16 protein-coding genes are annotated in these 19,206 nt (G+C 32.2%); 2 read left to right on the forward strand and 14 right to left on the reverse strand.

The genetic code is table 11. The features are described 5' to 3' along the window. Positions 1 to 77: 77 nt before the first annotated feature. From murF to HW275_RS05850, 6 genes are all read right to left on the reverse strand, one after another. Positions 78 to 1,472, reverse strand: coding sequence for a UDP-N-acetylmuramoyl-tripeptide--D-alanyl-D-alanine ligase (murF, locus tag HW275_RS05835; RefSeq protein WP_178935655.1), 1,395 nt, complete (start codon positions 1,470 to 1,472; stop codon positions 78 to 80). Between the two features lie 258 nt (positions 1,473 to 1,730). Beyond that, entirely contained in the window at positions 1,731 to 2,303 is a 573-nt protein-coding gene (locus HW275_RS05840) for a GntR family transcriptional regulator (protein WP_218975101.1), read from the reverse strand. Beyond that, complete coding sequence (locus tag HW275_RS12265) at positions 2,276 to 2,440, reverse strand: GntR family transcriptional regulator (protein ID WP_021747195.1); 165 nt, start codon at positions 2,438 to 2,440, stop codon at positions 2,276 to 2,278. The genes HW275_RS05840 and HW275_RS12265 overlap by 28 nt, the downstream gene beginning before the upstream one ends. Positions 2,441 to 2,572: 132 nt before the next feature. Continuing rightward, positions 2,573 to 2,782: a hypothetical protein gene (locus HW275_RS12270; RefSeq protein WP_218975102.1), complete on the reverse strand. Its 210-nt coding sequence runs from the start codon at positions 2,780 to 2,782 to the stop codon at positions 2,573 to 2,575. Continuing rightward, positions 2,775 to 3,251 carry a PTS transporter subunit EIIC gene (locus HW275_RS05845; RefSeq protein WP_218975103.1) on the reverse strand — a complete coding sequence of 159 codons (477 nt, stop codon included), beginning with the start codon at positions 3,249 to 3,251 and terminating at the stop codon, positions 2,775 to 2,777. Before HW275_RS05845 ends, HW275_RS12270 begins: the two co-directional genes overlap by 8 nt. Positions 3,252 to 3,363: 112 nt before the next feature. Continuing rightward, positions 3,364 to 4,776: a glycoside hydrolase family 1 protein gene (locus HW275_RS05850; RefSeq protein WP_178935656.1), complete on the reverse strand. Its 1,413-nt coding sequence runs from the start codon at positions 4,774 to 4,776 to the stop codon at positions 3,364 to 3,366. 379 nt (positions 4,777 to 5,155) lie between these two features. Between HW275_RS05850 and HW275_RS05855 the strand changes: the two genes are divergently transcribed. Continuing rightward, the gene (locus HW275_RS05855; protein ID WP_178935657.1) at positions 5,156 to 5,707 is read left to right on the forward strand and encodes an ankyrin repeat domain-containing protein; all 552 of its coding nucleotides are present in this window, start codon (positions 5,156 to 5,158) and stop codon (positions 5,705 to 5,707) included. A 343-nt stretch (positions 5,708 to 6,050) separates the two neighbouring features. Next, positions 6,051 to 6,590 carry an ankyrin repeat domain-containing protein gene (locus HW275_RS05860; RefSeq protein ID WP_178935658.1) on the forward strand — a complete coding sequence of 180 codons (540 nt, stop codon included), beginning with the start codon at positions 6,051 to 6,053 and terminating at the stop codon, positions 6,588 to 6,590. A gap of 730 nt (positions 6,591 to 7,320) precedes the next feature. Here the strand turns inward: HW275_RS05860 and HW275_RS05865 are convergent. The 8 genes from HW275_RS05865 to HW275_RS05900 form a co-directional block, all read right to left on the reverse strand. Further along, entirely contained in the window at positions 7,321 to 8,598 is a 1,278-nt protein-coding gene (locus tag HW275_RS05865; protein ID WP_255460025.1) for a prolyl oligopeptidase family serine peptidase, read from the reverse strand. 81 nt (positions 8,599 to 8,679) lie between these two features. Further along, entirely contained in the window at positions 8,680 to 10,383 is a 1,704-nt protein-coding gene (locus HW275_RS05870; RefSeq protein ID WP_178935660.1) for an ABC-ATPase domain-containing protein, read from the reverse strand. A 41-nt stretch (positions 10,384 to 10,424) separates the two neighbouring features. Then, entirely contained in the window at positions 10,425 to 11,369 is a 945-nt protein-coding gene (locus HW275_RS05875; RefSeq protein ID WP_178935661.1) for an Abi family protein, read from the reverse strand. Positions 11,370 to 11,502: 133 nt separating this feature from the next. Further along, positions 11,503 to 11,646, reverse strand: a complete 144-nt coding sequence (locus HW275_RS05880; RefSeq protein ID WP_178935662.1) for a hypothetical protein — start codon at positions 11,644 to 11,646, stop codon at positions 11,503 to 11,505. 50 nt (positions 11,647 to 11,696) lie between these two features. Continuing rightward, positions 11,697 to 12,611: an HAD family hydrolase gene (locus tag HW275_RS05885; protein WP_218975104.1), complete on the reverse strand. Its 915-nt coding sequence runs from the start codon at positions 12,609 to 12,611 to the stop codon at positions 11,697 to 11,699. 321 nt (positions 12,612 to 12,932) lie between these two features. Continuing rightward, on the reverse strand, positions 12,933 to 15,986 hold the full coding sequence (locus HW275_RS05890; protein WP_178935663.1) for an alpha amylase N-terminal ig-like domain-containing protein: 3,054 nt from the start codon (positions 15,984 to 15,986) through the stop codon (positions 12,933 to 12,935). Positions 15,987 to 16,014: 28 nt separating this feature from the next. Further along, a complete protein-coding gene (locus HW275_RS05895) occupies positions 16,015 to 17,388 on the reverse strand; it encodes an aminopeptidase (protein ID WP_178935664.1) in 1,374 nt (457 codons plus the stop codon). A gap of 202 nt (positions 17,389 to 17,590) precedes the next feature. After that, on the reverse strand, positions 17,591 to 18,949 hold the full coding sequence (locus tag HW275_RS05900) for a glucose-6-phosphate isomerase (RefSeq protein WP_178935665.1): 1,359 nt from the start codon (positions 18,947 to 18,949) through the stop codon (positions 17,591 to 17,593). Positions 18,950 to 19,206 lie beyond the last annotated feature (257 nt).

Consider the following 19,206-nt stretch of genomic DNA (forward strand, 5'->3'; position numbering starts at 1 on the left):
TTTTTTTACTCAATAATCCATACTCAAACAAATTATGCAGTAATAAAAAACTCTTCTCCTTTCTTCATTTAAAATATTTATTTTTCTATGATTTCTTCTAATCTCATTCCCCGTGATGCTTTTAACAGCACTACCTTTTCTTTTGAAATCTGTCTTATTTTTTCTTTTATCTCTTCCTTTTCATCAAAATGTCCAAATTCCTTATTTTTCAAATTTTCATTTTCTGAATTCCCATTGTCCACATTTTCCTTTATTTTTTCAAATAGACTTTTCATTCTTTTTCCAAACAAATAAAGCTTGTCAAATTTTATATTTTTTATTGTATTAAAAATGTCGCTATGAAGTTCAAGCTCGTTTTCTCCCAGTTCCAGCATATCCCCCAGAACCACGACTTTTAACCTGTCGTTATATATTTGGGAAAATGTTTCAAGTGACTTCTCCATAGACATTGGACTTGCATTATAGGCGTCATTAATATATGTTGTACTGCCGCTTTCAATTATTTGAAACCGCATTCCAGTCAAGCCAATATTTTTCACAGCTTCACCGATTACTTTATCTTCCATTCCGAACTGTTTAGCCACAGCAATTGCCATAACTAAGTTTAATACATTATGTTCTCCCAGAACATTCGTCTTATAATTTCTTTCAACCGTGCTTTGACAAATTTTTCCAAAATATTTTAGAAAAAATTCAGTTCCGCTTTCGTTAAAATGAACGTCCCCATAATAAAAATCAGACGTTTTCTCCTTAAACTCATTACTTTCCAGATTCAAGGCTCTTACAACTTCAATATTTTCGGCTTTGATATTTTTTAAATACTCATCGTCGCCATTGATTACAAGCGTATTTTTGATATACGGAATAATCTCCGTCTTTGCTAGAAAAACATTTTCCTTCGTTTTCAAAAATTCCAGATGTGATTCACCAATGTTGGTAATGACATTAATATCAGGCAACGCAATCTGACCCAACAGATCAATTTCCCCAAAGCCGCTCATTCCCATTTCCAGAATGATAAACTCATCATCTTTTTCAGCACGCAACAAAGTGAAGGGCAGTCCAATATGATTATTGTAATTCCCTTCAGTCTTTTTCCCTTTATATTTTTGTGAAAGCAAGTGGTAAATCATGTCCTTTACAGTCGTTTTCCCGTTGCTCCCCGTAATTCCTATTACTTTTATATCTAAATTCTTTCGCCACTCCCTAGCAAAATTCTGCAAAAATTCAACACTGTCCTTTACAAAAAATGCACGATTGGCATATTTTTCATCAATTTGCACAGCTTCACTGTCATAAACAGCCAAAGCCCCTTTTTCCAATGCTTCATTAACAAAATTGTTCCCGCCCCTGATAGCGACAAAAACATCATTTTTATCAAGTTCCTTCGAATTAATCGAAACTTTATTTATCTCAAAATCCGATATTTTTTCCTTGTTAAAGAAGCTTTGAAACACTTCGCTCTTATTCATAAAATTTCTCCAAATTCCTATCTAATTTAACATTTTTTTCATAATTGTTTACATTATAAAATTATATCATTTGAAGAGCATTTTTTCAATATATTTTTATTTTTTTTTCAAATTTTTCTAAAAGAATTTATCTTATACCCAGCTCTATTTAAAAATGAACCGGTAAAAATTATATAAACCTAAATTTTAAGCAGCATATTCACAACTTTTAAACTTAATTTTAAAAGATTTTTATTATACATAATTTAATTTTTATAATTATCTCACTTCTATCATTTTTATTTCTGTTTTATCCCCTCTATGTCGCGATTTTGAATATTCAAAAATTTGTCCGTTTGATAGAAAAGCGACTTGTTCAACTTCCAGAATAGGAATCGGCTCCTTGATTCTTAAATACTTTTTTTCCAGATCCGTTGGTAAATCCGCCTTTATTACCCTATGTGCACTTTGAATGCTTAAATTTAATGTGTTTTCTATATATTCATAAATAGAATCCTTTAACACATTCTCTTTTAACCCTTTGATTGTAGATATTGGCATATAGGTGTATTCGATAACACAAGGTTCGTCGTTTAAGTAACGCACTCTTTCAATATAATAGACAAAATCATTTCTTTCTATTTTTAATTTTTCGGCTATTTCGGCTGAAGCCGGGATAACTTTGAACTTTATAATGTCAGATGTAACCTTTTTACTTCCATGAGTTGCCTTAAATCCCATAAACTGCTTTTTCATGGCGATTTCTATTGCATCGTCATCCCTCATGTCCTTTACAAATGTTCCAGAACCTCTCCTTTTTATTATCAGCCCTTCTGAAACCAGTAAATCCATGGCTTTTTTACGGTAATCCTGCTTGCCTTGTATTTTTCACACATTTCCTTTTCATTTGGAAGCTTTTCATTTGGAATATAATCTCCATTTATTATTTTATTTCTTAATTCCTGAGCAATTTCCCTGTATTTTAACATTGTCTTTCATCTCCTTGAGTAATTTTTTTCATTATAAGATATTTATCCTTTAAAGTCAATATTGTAAAAAAGTGGAACGGAGAAAAAATGGACTATATTTGTTCAAATAACATAGCCCATAATTTTTAATAACTATTCTTTCTCTTTCGCTTCATTTTCATTTTTTCTTTTTTCTTCTTCATACTGCTTTTGGGAATACAGTATAAACGGTATCCATAAAAGCACCATTACAACAAATCCCACTATTTGCACTACTCCCCCCATAATTGAATTTGTTGCAAGCGTTCCGCTTATTCCAAGAGGCATAGTCCATGGTACCGCCACTCCCGTTGTTCTAGGCATTAATCCAATTTTTGTTGCAAAATAGGCAATTGAAATTGTTATTGGTGATCCCAGTATCCACGGTATTGCAAGTATAGGATTCAATATTACAGGAAGTCCAAATAATGACTGAAAAAGGCGTTACTATAAAAAATGATACGAGCGCTACAGCCCCAGAATATATTGCATCCTGCGTTCTCTTCGGATTTTTATACAAGTACAGATAATAACCAATCCCTATGCTTACAAATATCGACATAAGCAGCATTGAGCTTTCTATCGAATGTCCCATCAGAGCTCCAAGCCCTTCCCTAGCCTTTTCGCTAAACCCGGGAAAGTTTGTTACAACAAGCAAAATTGAACCAAACATTGTAAGCGGAAATGAAAGCATAAAAGCATCCCTTAAACTAAGCAAATAAATATTTTTCCCAATAATTCCCGCAAAACTCATTAATTTTTCAGATAATTTTTCCTTAAAAGTTCTTTCCATTTTTTCACCTCAAATATAATTTCTATTTTTTATTATTTTTCAAAATCGTATAAATTTATAGTAAAAACACTTTAAAGCTAAAACTCAGAAGTTATAGATATTTTACTTAAATTTAAATATCCCAACTATCAATTTCGTTAGTTTCAGAAACTTTCTTTATCCAGTATCCTGATTTTTTTATCGTTTTTATTTGTGTTGGCAAATCTACCGAGATAAATCCGTATCTGTTCTTGTAGGCATTTGTCCAAGACCAGCAGTCTATCGGTGTCCAAGTGTGGTAGCCAAAGCAGTTTGAGCCTTCTTCTATTGCTCTATGAAGATGTGTCAGATGTTCCCTAAAAAAATCTATTCTATAGTCATCTTCAATTATCCCCTGTTCATTCTTAAATTTTTCTTCACCTTCGACACCCATTCCATTTTCTGAAATAAACCATTTTATATTTTTATAGTTATCCTGAATATTTTTAGCAATATCATAAATCGCCTGCGGATAAATTTCCCATCCTCTGTAAATATTCATTCTTTTCCCTGGCATATCATAATTTTCAAAATATTTATCAGGCAGCCACCCATTTTTAGAAATATCAAACTCTGTTTCTCTTGTCTTTATTCTTCTAGGCTGATAATAATTCACTCCCAGAAAGTCAACTGTATTTTCTGCAATAATTTTTAGTTCCTCTTCTGTACTTTCCCACAAAACTCCATCCTTTTCCAATATATCTGTCAGCAATTCAGGAAATTTACCATAAATCGCAGGATCTAAAAATGAATTGTTAAAAAATGCATCTGATATTTTCGCAGCCTTTACATCCTCTTCATTTTCACTTCTTGGATACGATGGCGTCAAATTCAAAATTACTCCTATTTTCCCATCTTTTTTCAACGATTCTATTTTCCTAAATTCCCCAATTACCTTTGCCGAAGCAAGTGCCGTATTATACAAAACCTGCATAGCTTTTTTTCCATCCACAATCAGCGGATAATGGAATTGATACATATATTGTGCCTCCACAGGCACTATAGGCTCATTAAATGTTGTCCAGTATTTTACCTTGTTCCCAAACAGTTCAAATGCTTTTCTGGCATATTTTACAAACAATTCAACCACATGCTTTGATTCCCAGCCACCATATTTTTCCTGCAATTCTATTGGCATATCAAAATGGAACAAATTCAGTACAAGAGTAATCCCATTTTTCTCAAATTCCTCTATAACCTCTGTATAAAATCTCACTCCATCCTCATCAACTTCCCCAGTTTCAAAATCCTTTATGAGCCGTGTCCATTGAATCGACGTTCTTAATGAATTAAGCCCAATCTCCTTATAAAGTCTTATATCTTCCCTAAAACTGTTATAAAAATTTGAAGCCACATCAGGCCCTACACCATCAAAAAACGCCTTCTTATCCGTATCAAACCAGTAGTCAAATATATTTCTGCTCTTCTTATTAAATCTCCCCTCACTCTGTGGCCCCGAAGTAGCCGATCCCCACCAGAAATTATCTGGAAATTTCAATTTTGCCATTACTATCCCTCCATATATCTAATTATCTATATCTTTTCCTTATTTTCAATATTATTATATTTTCATTTTTAATAAAAGTCAAGTCTTTATTTTTAAAAGATATATCTTTTATATTAAAAAGACTATAAAAACAATTTCCTTATTCTATAATGAATATATAGAAAAAATAATACAATAATGCTATAATAACAAAACAAAATCTCCTAGCAAGAGGAATAAATTATGAAAAAACTATTTAAAAGCAAAATAGAAATTATCAAATTTTTAGAAAAATTTTGCTATATTAGAATCTAAACCCGATTATATAAATAATACAGAAAATATAATTCAAAAACAACAAATGAAAATACCTATAAAATAATAGGAAGGGGATATCAAAATGTCAAAATATAAAACAATATGGGCAGCAGTAAGATTTGGAACATTAAAAGATGTTATAGAAATATTCAAAAAAGGAGATGAAAAAATTGGAGATGCATCAGGAGATAGTATCTTATTTGATGCATTAGCAAATACTAATAGCATTGCACGTTATGAAATTACTAATTTTTTAATAAATAAAGGAGCTGATGTTAAAGCAGTAACAGAAGATGGGATAAGTTTATTTTTTCCATTATTCTCATATGGTTGGACAGATATAGTAAAAACAACAATATTGTGTAAAACATTATTGGAAAAAGGCGCGGATATAACAACAATATATAAGAAAGAGAAAACGGTTGCTTTCAAGGAATTATTTAATATTGGTGCTCCTGAAATGGAAATGTTACCACTATATCAGCTAATATTTTCTCAACCAGGACTTCCTCTCTTAGTAAAGGATAAATGGGGATTAACAGTAATTGAATTTGCGAGAAGATCTAATAGACCGATAGCAGTACAAATGATGGAAGACTATGTAAAGAAATATAATTTGGAAGAAGAAAATTAAAGTACTTAATAATCATTGTTATAAAAGTATATATTAGAATGGGTGTGTAAAAATTTTTGTGTAAACCTCTAAATAATATATGGTAAAATAACTGTATAATATTTGGAGGTTTTTGTTATGGCTAAAAAGAAATCTGTTTGTTAAAATATAGTTATAGAAATATTTAATAATCTGAACAGAAAAAGTGAAAGTTGCTTATAAATGGAGGTTTAAAGCAAGATGTAGAAAAGAATACAAAACAGTACCATTATTAGAATATAAGCCAGATTATATAAATAATATACAAAATATAATTCAAAAACAACAAATGAAAATACCTACAAAATAGAGAAAGGACAAAGCTATGACAATTTATTCAGCAGCAGATATGGGAACATATGAAGAATTTTTAAAAATATTTAAAGAAGGAGATCAAAATGAAATAAGTCCATCAGGACGAAGTTTACTTTTCACAGCATTATGCAATCCAAAATTAGAAGAAAGATATAGAATAGCAAATTTTCTTATAAATAAAGGAGCAGATGTTAAAATAGTGACGGAAGATGGAATGAGCTTGTTTTTTCCACTATTTTCACGTTGCTGTAAAGATATAGTTAAAACAACGATACTATGTAAAACATTATTGGAAAAAGGAGCGGATATAACAGTAATGCATAAAAGAGAAAAGACAGTTTCATTCAAAGAATTATTTAACACTGGTACTCCTGAAATGAAAATGTTACCATTGTATCAACTGATATTTTCTCAACCAGGGCTTCCTCTTTTAGTAAAAGATAAATGGGGACTAACAGTAATTGAATTTGCGAGAAGGTTTAATAGACCAATAGCAGTGAAAATGATGGAAGATTATGTAAAAAAATATAACCTAAAAGAAGACAGTTAGAATTTTTAGATAACCGTTGTTGTAAAAATCAATGGTTATTTTTTTAGAATCAAGCTTTTTTTATTAAAATACAAGAAATTAATTTTTACCGAATATTATTATTGAGAATAATTTTATACTATTCCCCATTTAAGTAACGAATTTATTACAAACTTTTTCAATAAAGGATATAAACCTAATATTTTCAAATAATTAAAACATAATTTTTACTTTTTAAACAGATTTTAGTATAAGTTAATCCGTCGGAGCATTTTTCTGTGCTAACAAAACTGTCTGAGCATAGCGAGTTTTTTGTCAGTGCAGAAAAATGTCGTAGACTAGCCATAGGTTGTAGGATTTGCGGCAATGAGCAATCCTACGAAAACAAAAAAGAAAAAACATAGTAATATGAAAAAATATTTATTAATAAAATGTCCAAAAAATAATTTAGTTAAAAGATTACGAATTAATTATTAAACAATTCTATTATAAAAATTTATTCCTATTTTCAAAAGGGGTTTAGTATTAATAATTAAATTTAATTAAAGGATATTTTAATAGCTACATAGATTATACAATAGCATAGCCCTATAAAAAAATGACTTTAATTTCATAAATTTTTTGATTTCTACTATTTAAACGGAAAATAGTACAAAAATAAAGTTATAAACAAAAAAGACTAAACTCAGAATTTACTATTCCAAGCAAGTCTTTTTCATTTCATTTTAACATCTCTAGTAAGCTAAAATTTTTATTTTTTCAAATGTTGCTTTGCCATCCACTCAAACAAATGTTCCCCTTTATTATTCACAGGCATATTTCTAAGACTATAAATCCAGCTCCAGTGTCCATTGTACTCAGTTTCATGAATTTTTACATTTGGATAAGAGGAAAGTATTGCTCCATATTTTGAAAGAACATCGTAAACTCTTTTACTTGTATTTTCGTAGGAAATAGTCGGATCATTTTGTGCGTGAACCATCCAAAGCGGTTTATTTCTTATTTTCATCAAATCCTGTGTAGTAGTTGCAACTCCACCAGAAGTAGCCGCTTTATCAAGAGCAGCTGCACTTGTACTAAATGCCGCAAAATAATCTGGATATTCAATCATCATTCTAAATGACATATATCCACCAGCAGAAGCTCCAAAAACATAAATTCTATTTTTATCAACATTATTTTCAGAAGCAAATTCATCAATCATAGCCTTCACTGATTTTATGTACCCTTTGGTATAATTATTGTACCAAGTGTCATCAGCCTGCGGTGCCACAACATAAGCCCCGCCAAATATCTTTTGTGTTTTATCTTCTGCAAAAGCCACTGCACCACGATTTGCCAATTTTTGTGAAACATTATTTCGATAATTCTTGTATCCGCCTTCACCATTCCCATGAAACCAGATTATAAGCGGATGTTTCTTCCCATCATCTTTATTAACAGGTTTAAAATATTGATAATTCACTCCACTTTTAGACTTCGCCGCTACAAACTTATCAGCTTCCTCATCAACAATTTTCCCTTGTCTATAAAATCCTGTTTTATAACCCTTTATCTCCTTTTTTTGCTCCACTTTATATTCCAAATCCATCAGTACATTCCGTGAAACATTCCCAGTAACATAACTCAAAGTATTCGCTCCAGCCACATCTTTCCCATATTTCAAGTTAATAACAATATTTCCCTTGTCATTCACATAAATATTCTCAATTTCCCTCTCAACTTCAAATGTCCCCGATGATTTAGTCTTATCGTCTAGCACAATTCCAGCGTCCTTTGGCAAAGTTCCTTTAGCAAAAACTTTAAATGTATCTTTAGCAATTTGTTTATTTTGAATATTTTTCCCTTTTCCTTCAGTATTAATTTCAATGGAAACAATATTTTGCCCATAATCAAAAATTTTTGCATTTAATGAATATTGATCACTAAACGAATGATACATTTCCTGATCCCTAAATGTAATTTCAGCTGAAATTCCCAACACACTTACCAAAAACAAACCTACAAACACCAATACCTTCGTTCTCATAGCCATCACTTCCTCTACAATATTTTTTATTTCAAATTTAATTGATAAAATTATTAAATAAAGTAAAAATTTAAAAGTAAACTATTTTATTTTCAACTTCCTATACCTATTCACCGCTCCACAAAATTCCTGCTTTCTAGGCAATGCCAAATTTCCTGGATGCCCTGTGTACGAAGAAATCGAATCAAGCCCGTCCTTTTCAATCTTTTTATAAATCCTATCAGCCGCTTGCGAAAGTGTCAATTTTTCATCCAGCACCTTATTTTTAAAATAGTCAATCATTACAGCAATGCAATTTGTCTGGCTGTCATCCACAAGCTGCTCCAGCCCCGAAATGTCGATTAAGTCCTTTCCATACAAAATGCTGTATTTCCCTTTAGCTTTTGTTTTATCCAGTTTTCCTGACTGCGAAAAACTTTTTTTGAGTGGAATTCGCTGTGTAACTCCTTGAAATTTATCGTTTGAAGAAAATTCCCTTTTATTTTCATCCGATTTTGCAATCTCTTTTGCTTTTTCTGTCACATCTTTTGGCACATATTCATACATCATTATAATGTGATTTGCCACATCAAAATAATCTCCAGATCCACCAACAATCAATATCGTAGAAACTCCAAAATTGTCATAAAGTTCCTTTACCCTGTCAATAAACGGTGTTATCGGCTCTTTCTCCTTTGCCACAAGTTTTTGCATTCTTCCGTCACGGATCATAAAATTTGTAGCCGAAGTGTCCTCATCTATCAGAAGTAAAGAAGTTCCATATTCCAGAGCTTCTGCCACATTTGCCGCCTGCGATGTGCTTCCACTCGCATTTTCAGTCGAAAAAGCCCTTGTATCCTTATTTTGTGGCAAGTTATTGATAAATCCGCTTATATTCACCTTTTCGACATTTCTTCCATCTTCCGCACGTATTTTTACCGCATCCGATTCAGAAATTATAAGTTCTCGCCCATCTTGAGCAATGTGATTGTAAACCCCTCTTTCAAGTGCTGCAAGTAACGTGGATTTTCCGTGATAACCTCCACCCACAATTAGCGTAATTCCTTTTGGAATCCCCATTCCACTTACTTCTTTACCACTTGGAAGTTTTAACGTAATCTCAAATTTTTCTGGACTTTTAAACTTAACTGCATTTTTCATAGGCTTGTCTGAAACTCCACTTTCACGTGGAAGCACAGAATCATTAGCCACAAACGCAACAAGCCCTTTTTCCTTCAATATTTTTCTTGCATATTCCTGATCCAGCACTAGAATTACCTGCTCATTTAGCGCTCTTTTATTCAAATTATCATAAATAATGGATTTCTCTACAATTTCAGGCAGCTGCTCAAAAATAATTTTCTGTGCGGCTTTTCCCATTATCCGTCTTCCTCTGGCAGGCATCCCCATTTCAAACCTCACTTCAACTTTATCTCCCTTTATGAGAACTGAAGTTCTTTCCAAAATTTCCTGTCCGCATCTGTCAATAAAAATTCTTCCACTTTCCCCAGTTCCTGTACTATCATTCCCACTTTTCTGAATTTCCCTGTAAAAATTTCTAGTAAGAAAATCCGAAACTGCAATATTCTTATCCTTCGTATCTGTCAGCTCATAAGGAATCCCGCAAATTTTCCTATCCATTATAACTCTCATTTTTGAAGGTGGAGCATAAGGATCTGACTGCACATGATCAATCGCAAGAACATACTTTTCAAACCTATATTCCCCTTTAAGCGACTTATACGCCGAATAACTTTTTCCATCCATTGAAAATAATATTTTTTCTAATTCTTTATAATTTTTCATCTTTTTCAATTCCTCCTAATAATCCTCTTTATTTTTGAATTTTATTGTTTATGCCAATCCACTGGAAAATCCATTCTATCCAAAATATCATTTACACTAATAGAATTTAACTTATCTTCTAATTTTGTTACTAAATATTTTAAAGAAGAAGTAAGATATTCATAATCATTTTTTGACAAAAAAATTTTTAAAACACTATACAAAGTAAATAATTTCTGATTATTCAAAACACGTCCATTTATCAAAGGTTTTTGTCCAGCAATATGTCCTCTTAAAGTAAAATTATAAAATCTTTCATTATGAGCCGCAACATTTCTAAACAATGAACAAGCATTTAAAAAAGTGCTTATAATTTTTATATTTAAATTCAGATAACTATTATAATCATTCTTATAAAGTTTTTTAAAATGTTCCATTACATTTTGCTTGACATCAAGTTCTAAAATATCAAATAATATTGAAATATTTCCTAATGTTAAAAAATGTATTGTTATCCAAAAAGGAATATTGTCTTTTATTGAATAATGCTTTATTATTTCTTTACTTTTATTTATTTTATGTCCATATAATTTAATAAGTACAGATTTTCCCTTCTCATTTAATCTTTCTATATAATTAGATGGATCTAAATATGTTTCTTTGATATTTTTATCATAATAATCTGAAAAATAATAAGCAATGGCTGTTTTAAAGTATTTTTCTATTTTTGTAAGAAAATTAAAAAATAATATTCTAAGTTCCCCATCGAAATCATGAAGAGCTTTTAATTCATTAAAATGTACATTTGGAAAATAAATATCTTCATTATTTCCATCCTTTCCAATTACAAAAGGCTCCTTATAAAAGTTAATAATAGAGTAATAGTTATCTCTCATCAAATAAAATTTTGTATTGCTGTCTGTATTCATCCTTTTTCTTTTATTAGGTTCATCTAAACCATTAAGAATCGCAACCTGTTCATCAAATGTTTTAAATGGCTTATCCATAAAATCCTCCCCTTATATATGTAAAAAAGCCTCAACAAAGAGGCTTTTAATACAGTCTATATAAACCCAATTTTATAAGCATAATATAGAACGATCCTTTATATTTTCATTATACCTTCTAAAAATTAAAAAGTCAAGCCTCCATCAAATTCTTTTTTACCAATTCATCAACTATTTCTTGATTTAATTTCATAATAAAATCTTGAAAATCCTCTTTTTTATAATATTTTTGAACAATCTTCTTCAGTTGCTCTAATTGTTTACATTCATCTTCCATTCCAACTTGTCCTTATCATAAAATTAAATATTAAAACAATTTTGAATCTCTCATAAAATATATCTTTCCAAAAACACCCCAATCCCATCACTATTATTATCCTCCGTAATAAAATCTGCCACACTTTTCGTAAGTTTGCTTCCATTTCCCATAACGACTCCAATTCCAGCGTTTTTTACCATGTCATAGTCGTTATCTTCATCACCGAATACACATAAATTTTCCATTGACAAGTCATGTAAATCAAGGATTTGCTGCAATCCATAAGTTTTTGAAACTCTTGGATCCATGTATTCATAAAGCACACTTGCCGTTTTTAATGAAGCTGATTTATATTTTTCATTTTTAAAGGTTTTGCTTCTTTCAATTACATCTTTCATTGTTTCAGAATTTGTCATTATCATCAGTTTTTGACGTGGCTCTTTTAAAAATTCCTCAAAATCAAGCACTTTGTATTTCACTCCATCCAGCTCCGCCAAAAGACTAATATGCTCATCATCCTTAGGAACACACAAAACTCCCTTATCCGGCACAACAAAATTCACATCCAAATCTTCATAATGCTTTATAATGTCCTTTATAAACTCCCCAGCCAGCGGATAGGCAATTTTCTCAACATTTTTTGTAAAATCGCAAATTTCAGAACCTCCAGTTCCCACAATCACATCCACATATTTCGCAATTCCCCATTTTTTCACAAGCTCCTTTACACTATGCATATCTCTTCCCGTGCAAAGCCCAAATAAAATCCCTTTTTCTGTAACTTTTCTAATCACTTCCAATGTTTTTGGTGAAACAATCCCATTATCTGTCAAAAGTGTCCCATCTATATCACACATAACTATCTTTATTTTCCTAAAATCCTTTTTTTCCATAGAAATTCTTCTTTCTTTAATAAATTTATTTATTTTTTCCTTTTCGGTTATCCTATTTTCCCTTCCTAACCTTCTATCTTCTATATTCATTTTATCACACTTTCCTTTTATTTCCCAAATCATTTTTTTGTTAGATAAAGGGGTATTGTCAAATCAAGTGCAGCAAAAAATTTATTCTCAACGTATTGATTTTTCAAAAAAAATTTGTTATAATTACATTGTTAATATTATTATTAATCTTTTCATATATCACAATCGAAGAAAAAAATTGGTCATAAAAGGCAGTCCATATACCTCTTTCTCGTGGACTGTTTTTTTATTTTCCATTTTTTCAATTATATATACAAAACAAGGAGCCGATAAATTCAGCTCCTTAATTTTTTATATATATTTTTCACATTACAATGTTACTTATTCGTAATCTCCATCTATCCTAACTTTTCGCAAAATCATTCCTTCCTTGGCTTTCAAGCTCAGCTTGATTTTTCCAGTTGAACTTGTTCTGAATGTTCTGCCTTCCGTTACCAGGTCGATAAATCTCTCATCTTGATAATTTGTTTCAAATTCCACGTTTTCCCAGCTGTTAAATGAATTATTTATTATAACAATAATTGTATGATCTTCAATTACTCTTTCGTATACAATTATTTCCCTGTCATTATCAGCGAATATTTCCCTGAATTTACCATAAACAAGAGTTTTATTTTCCAGTCTTATTCTTATTAACTTTTTGTACCATTCAAATAAATCGCTGTCAACTTTTTGCTGGTAAACTTCATTCTGGTTAATGTGTGACGGATTTTTCTCATCATCGTACATAAATTCCTTCCATAACATCGGTTTTCGGCAATATGGATCTGTTGCTCCCCACATTCCTACTTCATCACCGTAAAACAGCATTGGTGCTCCAATATATGTCATTTGGAATACTGAGATTAATTTTAATATATCTTTTGGCTTAATTGGGCTGTTTCGCCAGTCTATTGTTGTGTTTGGATGATAGTTTGAAGCCAAGTCTGGACGAATTCCGTTATAGCCTTTTTCCAGCTGTTTTCCTTCCTCCAGATTTCTTCCAATCACATCATTTACAATTCTTGAATAAAGTCTGTCGGTATCATGTGAACCGTTTAAGTTCTGGCTCGCCTGCAATGCCTGATACGGATACCAAGTTCGTTTTTCTCGAAGCTCGTTGAAAAAGTCCTGTGCCTTCAATTTATATCTTACGCCACCTTCACGGCTTTGGTTAATGAAAAATCCAATAACTGTTTTTAACCATTCATAATTCATTACAGTGTCAAATTTATTTCCCCCGTTAATATCGCCTGCGGCATTTCCCCAAAGTTCGGCAGTTATATAGGAATCTGTCTTGCTGCCTTTTACAACTTCACGCCATTCATTCCAGAAGTTCTGATTTTCAAGGCAATTTGGCACATCAAGACGCCATCCGTCTATCCCGTCATCTTCCATCCAGTTTTCACTTTCTTTTCCGTCAGGCCCATACATCCATTTTCTCGTAATATTAAAAATATATTCTTTATATTCCTGATTAAACGAGTTAAATTCAGGCAACGAGTCAAATCCTCCCCAAGCGTTGTAAATAGTCCTCTTTCTATTTGCAATAAGAGTTTCGTATGCCTGCTCCTTGCTCATTTCATCAGTTATTGGCACATGCTGGCCAAAATCCGTAAATTTATACCAGTCCTTATATTTAGAATTTTCCCCATCAGCAAGCACCATATTAAATGTCCAATGTTCACTGCTGCTATGATTGAAAACCCCGTCAAATATTACACGGATACCATTTTTATGAAATTCCTTTATCAAATCCACCATTATCAAGTCTGACTCCGTCCACACCCAAGTTGATGGATCTTCTGTTTCCCCATAGCCATTTTTTCCACGATTTTCACCATTCAGGTTTACTTCCAGAAGTTTTAGCTCGCTACTTGTCGAAGCCTTGTTTCCCAGTACATCCACATACGATTTATTCCCGTATTTATTATTTTTATTAATTTCCACATCATGAGTTTTTCCACTTGTCTTTATCGTCCCGAAGTCTGGTGAAATATGCCTAAAGTCATTTGCCCCGTATTTATGGTTCTGATATGAGAAAAACACTGGATTTAGCCATACGGCATTAATTCCGAGTTCCTTCATGTATGGTATTTTTTCTTTTATTCCCTGCAAATCTCCACCATACATTCTGGCATATTTCAAGCTGTAGTCAATTTCACGCTCTCCCAGCTTTTCCCAGACTACCTGCTCCCTAAAATCGGCAGTCCATCGGTTTCTGTCAAACTGGCTGATTACATTGTTGCTTTTTTCCCATTTGTAGTCCTCTATGAAGTTCTGTTCGTGAAGCCTGTTCGGCTTAAATGCTTCCGGCCCAAATTCATTGAAAATTGGATCATTGTAATGATTTCCATTGTAAAATCTGTCTGGGAAAATATTGTACCAAATTGCCTCTTTTGCCCAGTTTGGTACATCAAATAGCTGTATATCCTTAGAAGTTGTATTTACAATTAATCTTTTTGGCTTGCTGTAACTCAATGTTTTTCCGTTAAAATACGCTCTTGAGCCGTTATCTTCAAGAATAAAATAATACAAAAGTTTTTTTGCCTCTTTACCAAAATTTATTATTCTTTCAAAATAATCAAATCCGTTTGTCTTATCCTGATACCTTTCCAGCTCATAAATCATCTCATAATTATCTTCTTCATGTAAAACAACACTAATATAAGCTCGTTCCACATCATTCATCTGAGTTCTTATTTTAAACTCATATTCATTATCTGAAAGCTTGTTAAAATATTGCAAGCTATCATAATTATGCACGATAGCCTTCAAATTCGTATTTTTATCAATTGCTTCATATACAAATTTTCCAGTTCCCAAATCCCCTTGCGGAAACAACGCCCCATTCTCTCCAATTATCAATTTTTTATTTTCATTTTCAGGATACCATTTCCCGTCAATCAGATATTTGTATTCATAAACGCCTTCAGGTGAAGCCAGTATTACTTCATAATTTGTCCCCTCAAAATGATGAATCGGCTCAGTATCAGGCTTCCAGTTATTAAAATTTCCGGCAATTTCAACTTTATCCGCTTTTTCTAGTCCAAAATCAGCAATATTCAAGTTCATTCTGTAAAATTTCATTTTTGTCAATGAAATCGTCCTTTTCGACGGGCAATACTCCACGTAAATATCTATTCCCTTTTGAAATCCAGTTATTGATTTCGGCGGCAAGTTTTCATCCACTACAGCTTCAAACCTTTTTGCAAATGGAGCAGTATGGCTATAAGTTACACCGCTTATAACGTCTGTCTCCTCATTTTTTATTTCAAAAAAATAGCTTCCTGATTCAACATTTCCCCATTTGTATATAAAATTTTCCCAATTCTGTTTTAAGTTCTCTTCCTTATAAAATTTGTTGTCCTTATAAATTACAATTTTATAGCCCATTTTTTTCTCCTAATTATCTACTCATTCTTTAATCTAACTCAAAAAATACTTTGTAAGCCCTATATGTTTCATACAAGTCAGCTTTTGATGAAATTTCAAACAAGGAATGCATTGATATAAGTGCAGGCCCTGCGTCTATCGTTCTGATTCCATAGTAAGCCAAGAACTTAGCAACTGTTCCTCCCCCGCCTTCGTCTACCTTTCCAAATCCTCCAGATTGGTACTTAATATCATTTTTGTCAAATATTTGTCTTATTTCCTGAATAATTTCCGCATCAGCATCATTTGCCATGACTTTTCCACGGCTTCCCGTATATTTTGCAAATGCCAACCCATAAGATAGCCGTGCCACATTTTCCATATCGTGAACCGACTTAAATACAGGATTTAATGCAGCCGTAACGTCTGATGACAATGCCTTGGAATTCCACAAGGTTTCCCTCAATATCTGGTCATTGTAATTCTTTTCCGTAAGCAGGAGCATTTTCCCAACAATATATTCAGGCAATGTTGACTTCAAGCTCGTAGAACCTTCACTTCCGATTTCTTCCTTGTCTGTCAAATAAATCATAACAGTTTTTTCAGTTTCCTTCACATCAAACAAGGCTCTAAGCGAAGTATATGCACAAATTCTGTCATCCTGCCCATATCCTCCAATCATGCTTTTATCAAGCCCCACATCCCTTAATTTTCCAGCAGGTACTACTTCCAGCTCTGCGGTAAAGAAGTCATCTTCCTTTATTCCGTAATCCTTTTCCAGTTTATCAAGCACAAACTGCTTTATTTTTTTATTCACATTCTCATCATTTAAAGGCATATTTCCAAATAGCAGTTTTAATTCTTCGCCTTTAATAACTTCCCTTGCTTTTCTGTCATCCTGAACATTATACGCCAGATGCGGCAATATATCAGGCACACTGAATACAGGTTCGTCATCTTTTTCCCCAATTGAAAGTGTAACTTTTTCTCCATTTTTCAAGAAGACAACACCATGCAACGCTAGCGGAGTTGCTGCCCATTGATATTTTTTTATTCCACCATAATAATGCGTATTTAACAGCGCAAATTCCTCATCCTCCATTATTGGATTAGGCTTTAAGTCCAGTCTTGGGGAATCCACATGGGAAACTATCATATTAATTCCGCTTTTTATATCATTTCCAACAATTACTGCAATGATATTTTTATTTCTGTTATTAAAATAAATCTTATCCCCTTTTTTCAATTCACTTTTTTCATTAATACTGACAAAGCCATTTTTTTTCAGCTCTTTTTCTGTTATATCTACAAATTCCCGCTCTGTTTTTGCAGAATCCAAATATTTCTTATAGCCTTCAGCGAAATCAAAAATTATTTTCTTTTGTTCATCGTTATAATTTTTCCACAAATTTTCCTTTGTCATTCTCTACATCCTTTCCAAAGTTCACAAAATAAACAATAAAAGATGGCGACTTGAAAAAATATCCCAAATCAGCCACCTTCTTTCTCAACTAAATTAATTTTTCAATTTATCTATTTTTATTAAAATCTTTTCAAACTTATGTAAAATCAAGCCAAAATAAAATCACAAGACAAGGCATTCCAAAAATACCCCCCTGCTACAATTATTTTACTTCATTTAATTTTTTTTCCAATTCTTTTCCAGCTTCTTCATATCCTGGTTTTCCTAATAACGCAAACATATTTTTCTTATATGCTTCCACTCCAGGCTGATCAAACGGATTTACACCTAAAAGGTATCCGCTTACTCCGCACGCTTTTTCAAAGAAGTAGAATGTGTATCCCAAATGGTAAGGAGTTACTTCAGGAATGTTTACTCCCAAATTAGGTACATTTCCGTCAACGTGTGCCAGTATTACTCCATCAGTAGCTTTTTTGTTTACGTAATCCAATGTTTTTCCAGCGATAAAGTTTAGTCCGTCAAGATTATCCTTGTCACTCTCAATGACAAATTCCACTTCAGGTTTTCCGATAGAAACTACTGTTTCAAAGAATAATCTTTGCCCTTGCTGAATATATTGCCCCAATGAATGCAAGTCTGCCGAAAAATCTGCCGAAGCTGGATACAATCCTTTCCCGTCTTTTCCTTCAGATTCTCCAAACAGCTGTTTCCACCATTCTGCCAAATAATGAACTCTTGGCTCATAATTTACCATTAGTTCCAAGTGCTTACCTTTTCTGTGTAAAATATTTCTAACAGCCGCATACTGTAAAGCCTGATTTTCATCCATATTTTTGTTTGCAAAGTCATTCATTGCATCTTTTGCCCCGGCCATCAAGTCATCAATGTTAATTCCAGCCGCAGCGATTGGTAAAAGTCCCACTGCAGTCAATACAGAGAATCTTCCTCCAACATTGTCAGGTACAACAAAAGTTTCGTATCCTTCAGCTATAGCAAGCGTTTTTAATGCTCCACGCTTTTTGTCTGTTGTAGCATAAATTCTTTTTGCAGCTTCCTCTTTTCCATATTTTTCTTCCAGCATTTTTTTGAACACTCTGAATGCAATCGCAGGTTCAGTCGTAGTTCCTGATTTTGAAATTACGTTTACTGAAAAATCCCTGTCTCCAACAACTTCGATTAAGTGCTGCAAATAAACACCGCTCATATTTGTCCCTGCAAAGTAAATTTCAGGAGTCTTTCTTTTATCTTTTGGCAAGTTGTTGTAAAAGCTGTGCGATAAAAACTCGATTGCAGCCTTTGCCCCTAAATACGATCCTCCAATTCCAATTACAACTAAGACATCTGAATCACTTTTAATTTTTTCAGCTGCCTTTTTTATTCTGGCAAATTCATCCTTGTCATAATTTTCAGGCAAGTCAACCCATCCTAAAAAATCATTTCCTGCTCCTGTCTTTGAAGTCAGCACCTCATTTGCCAGCTCTACATACGGTTTAATCTGTTTTAATTCGTTTTCGTTAAAAAAATTTTTTGCAAATTGATAATTAAAATTCAATTTTCCCATTTTTTTCTCCTTAATATAAATATTTTATTTTTCAGATTTTCTTAAAATCAGAAAATCTCTGCCATTTTACACATAGTAATCCAACTTTAAAATTGAACAAAATTATAAATTTAAAAACTTAAATCTTTTTTTCAATTAAAGTATAACAAAAAAAGTATTTTTTTTCAAATTTTTCTATCATATTTTTAGATTTTTAAAAATTTTTTCTAAAAATTTTAAATTTTATCACATACGCCCTGTATTATATTCAAAATCGG

This window comes from Leptotrichia sp. oral taxon 223 (genome assembly GCF_013394795.1).
In the GTDB taxonomy this organism is placed as follows: domain Bacteria; phylum Fusobacteriota; class Fusobacteriia; order Fusobacteriales; family Leptotrichiaceae; genus Leptotrichia.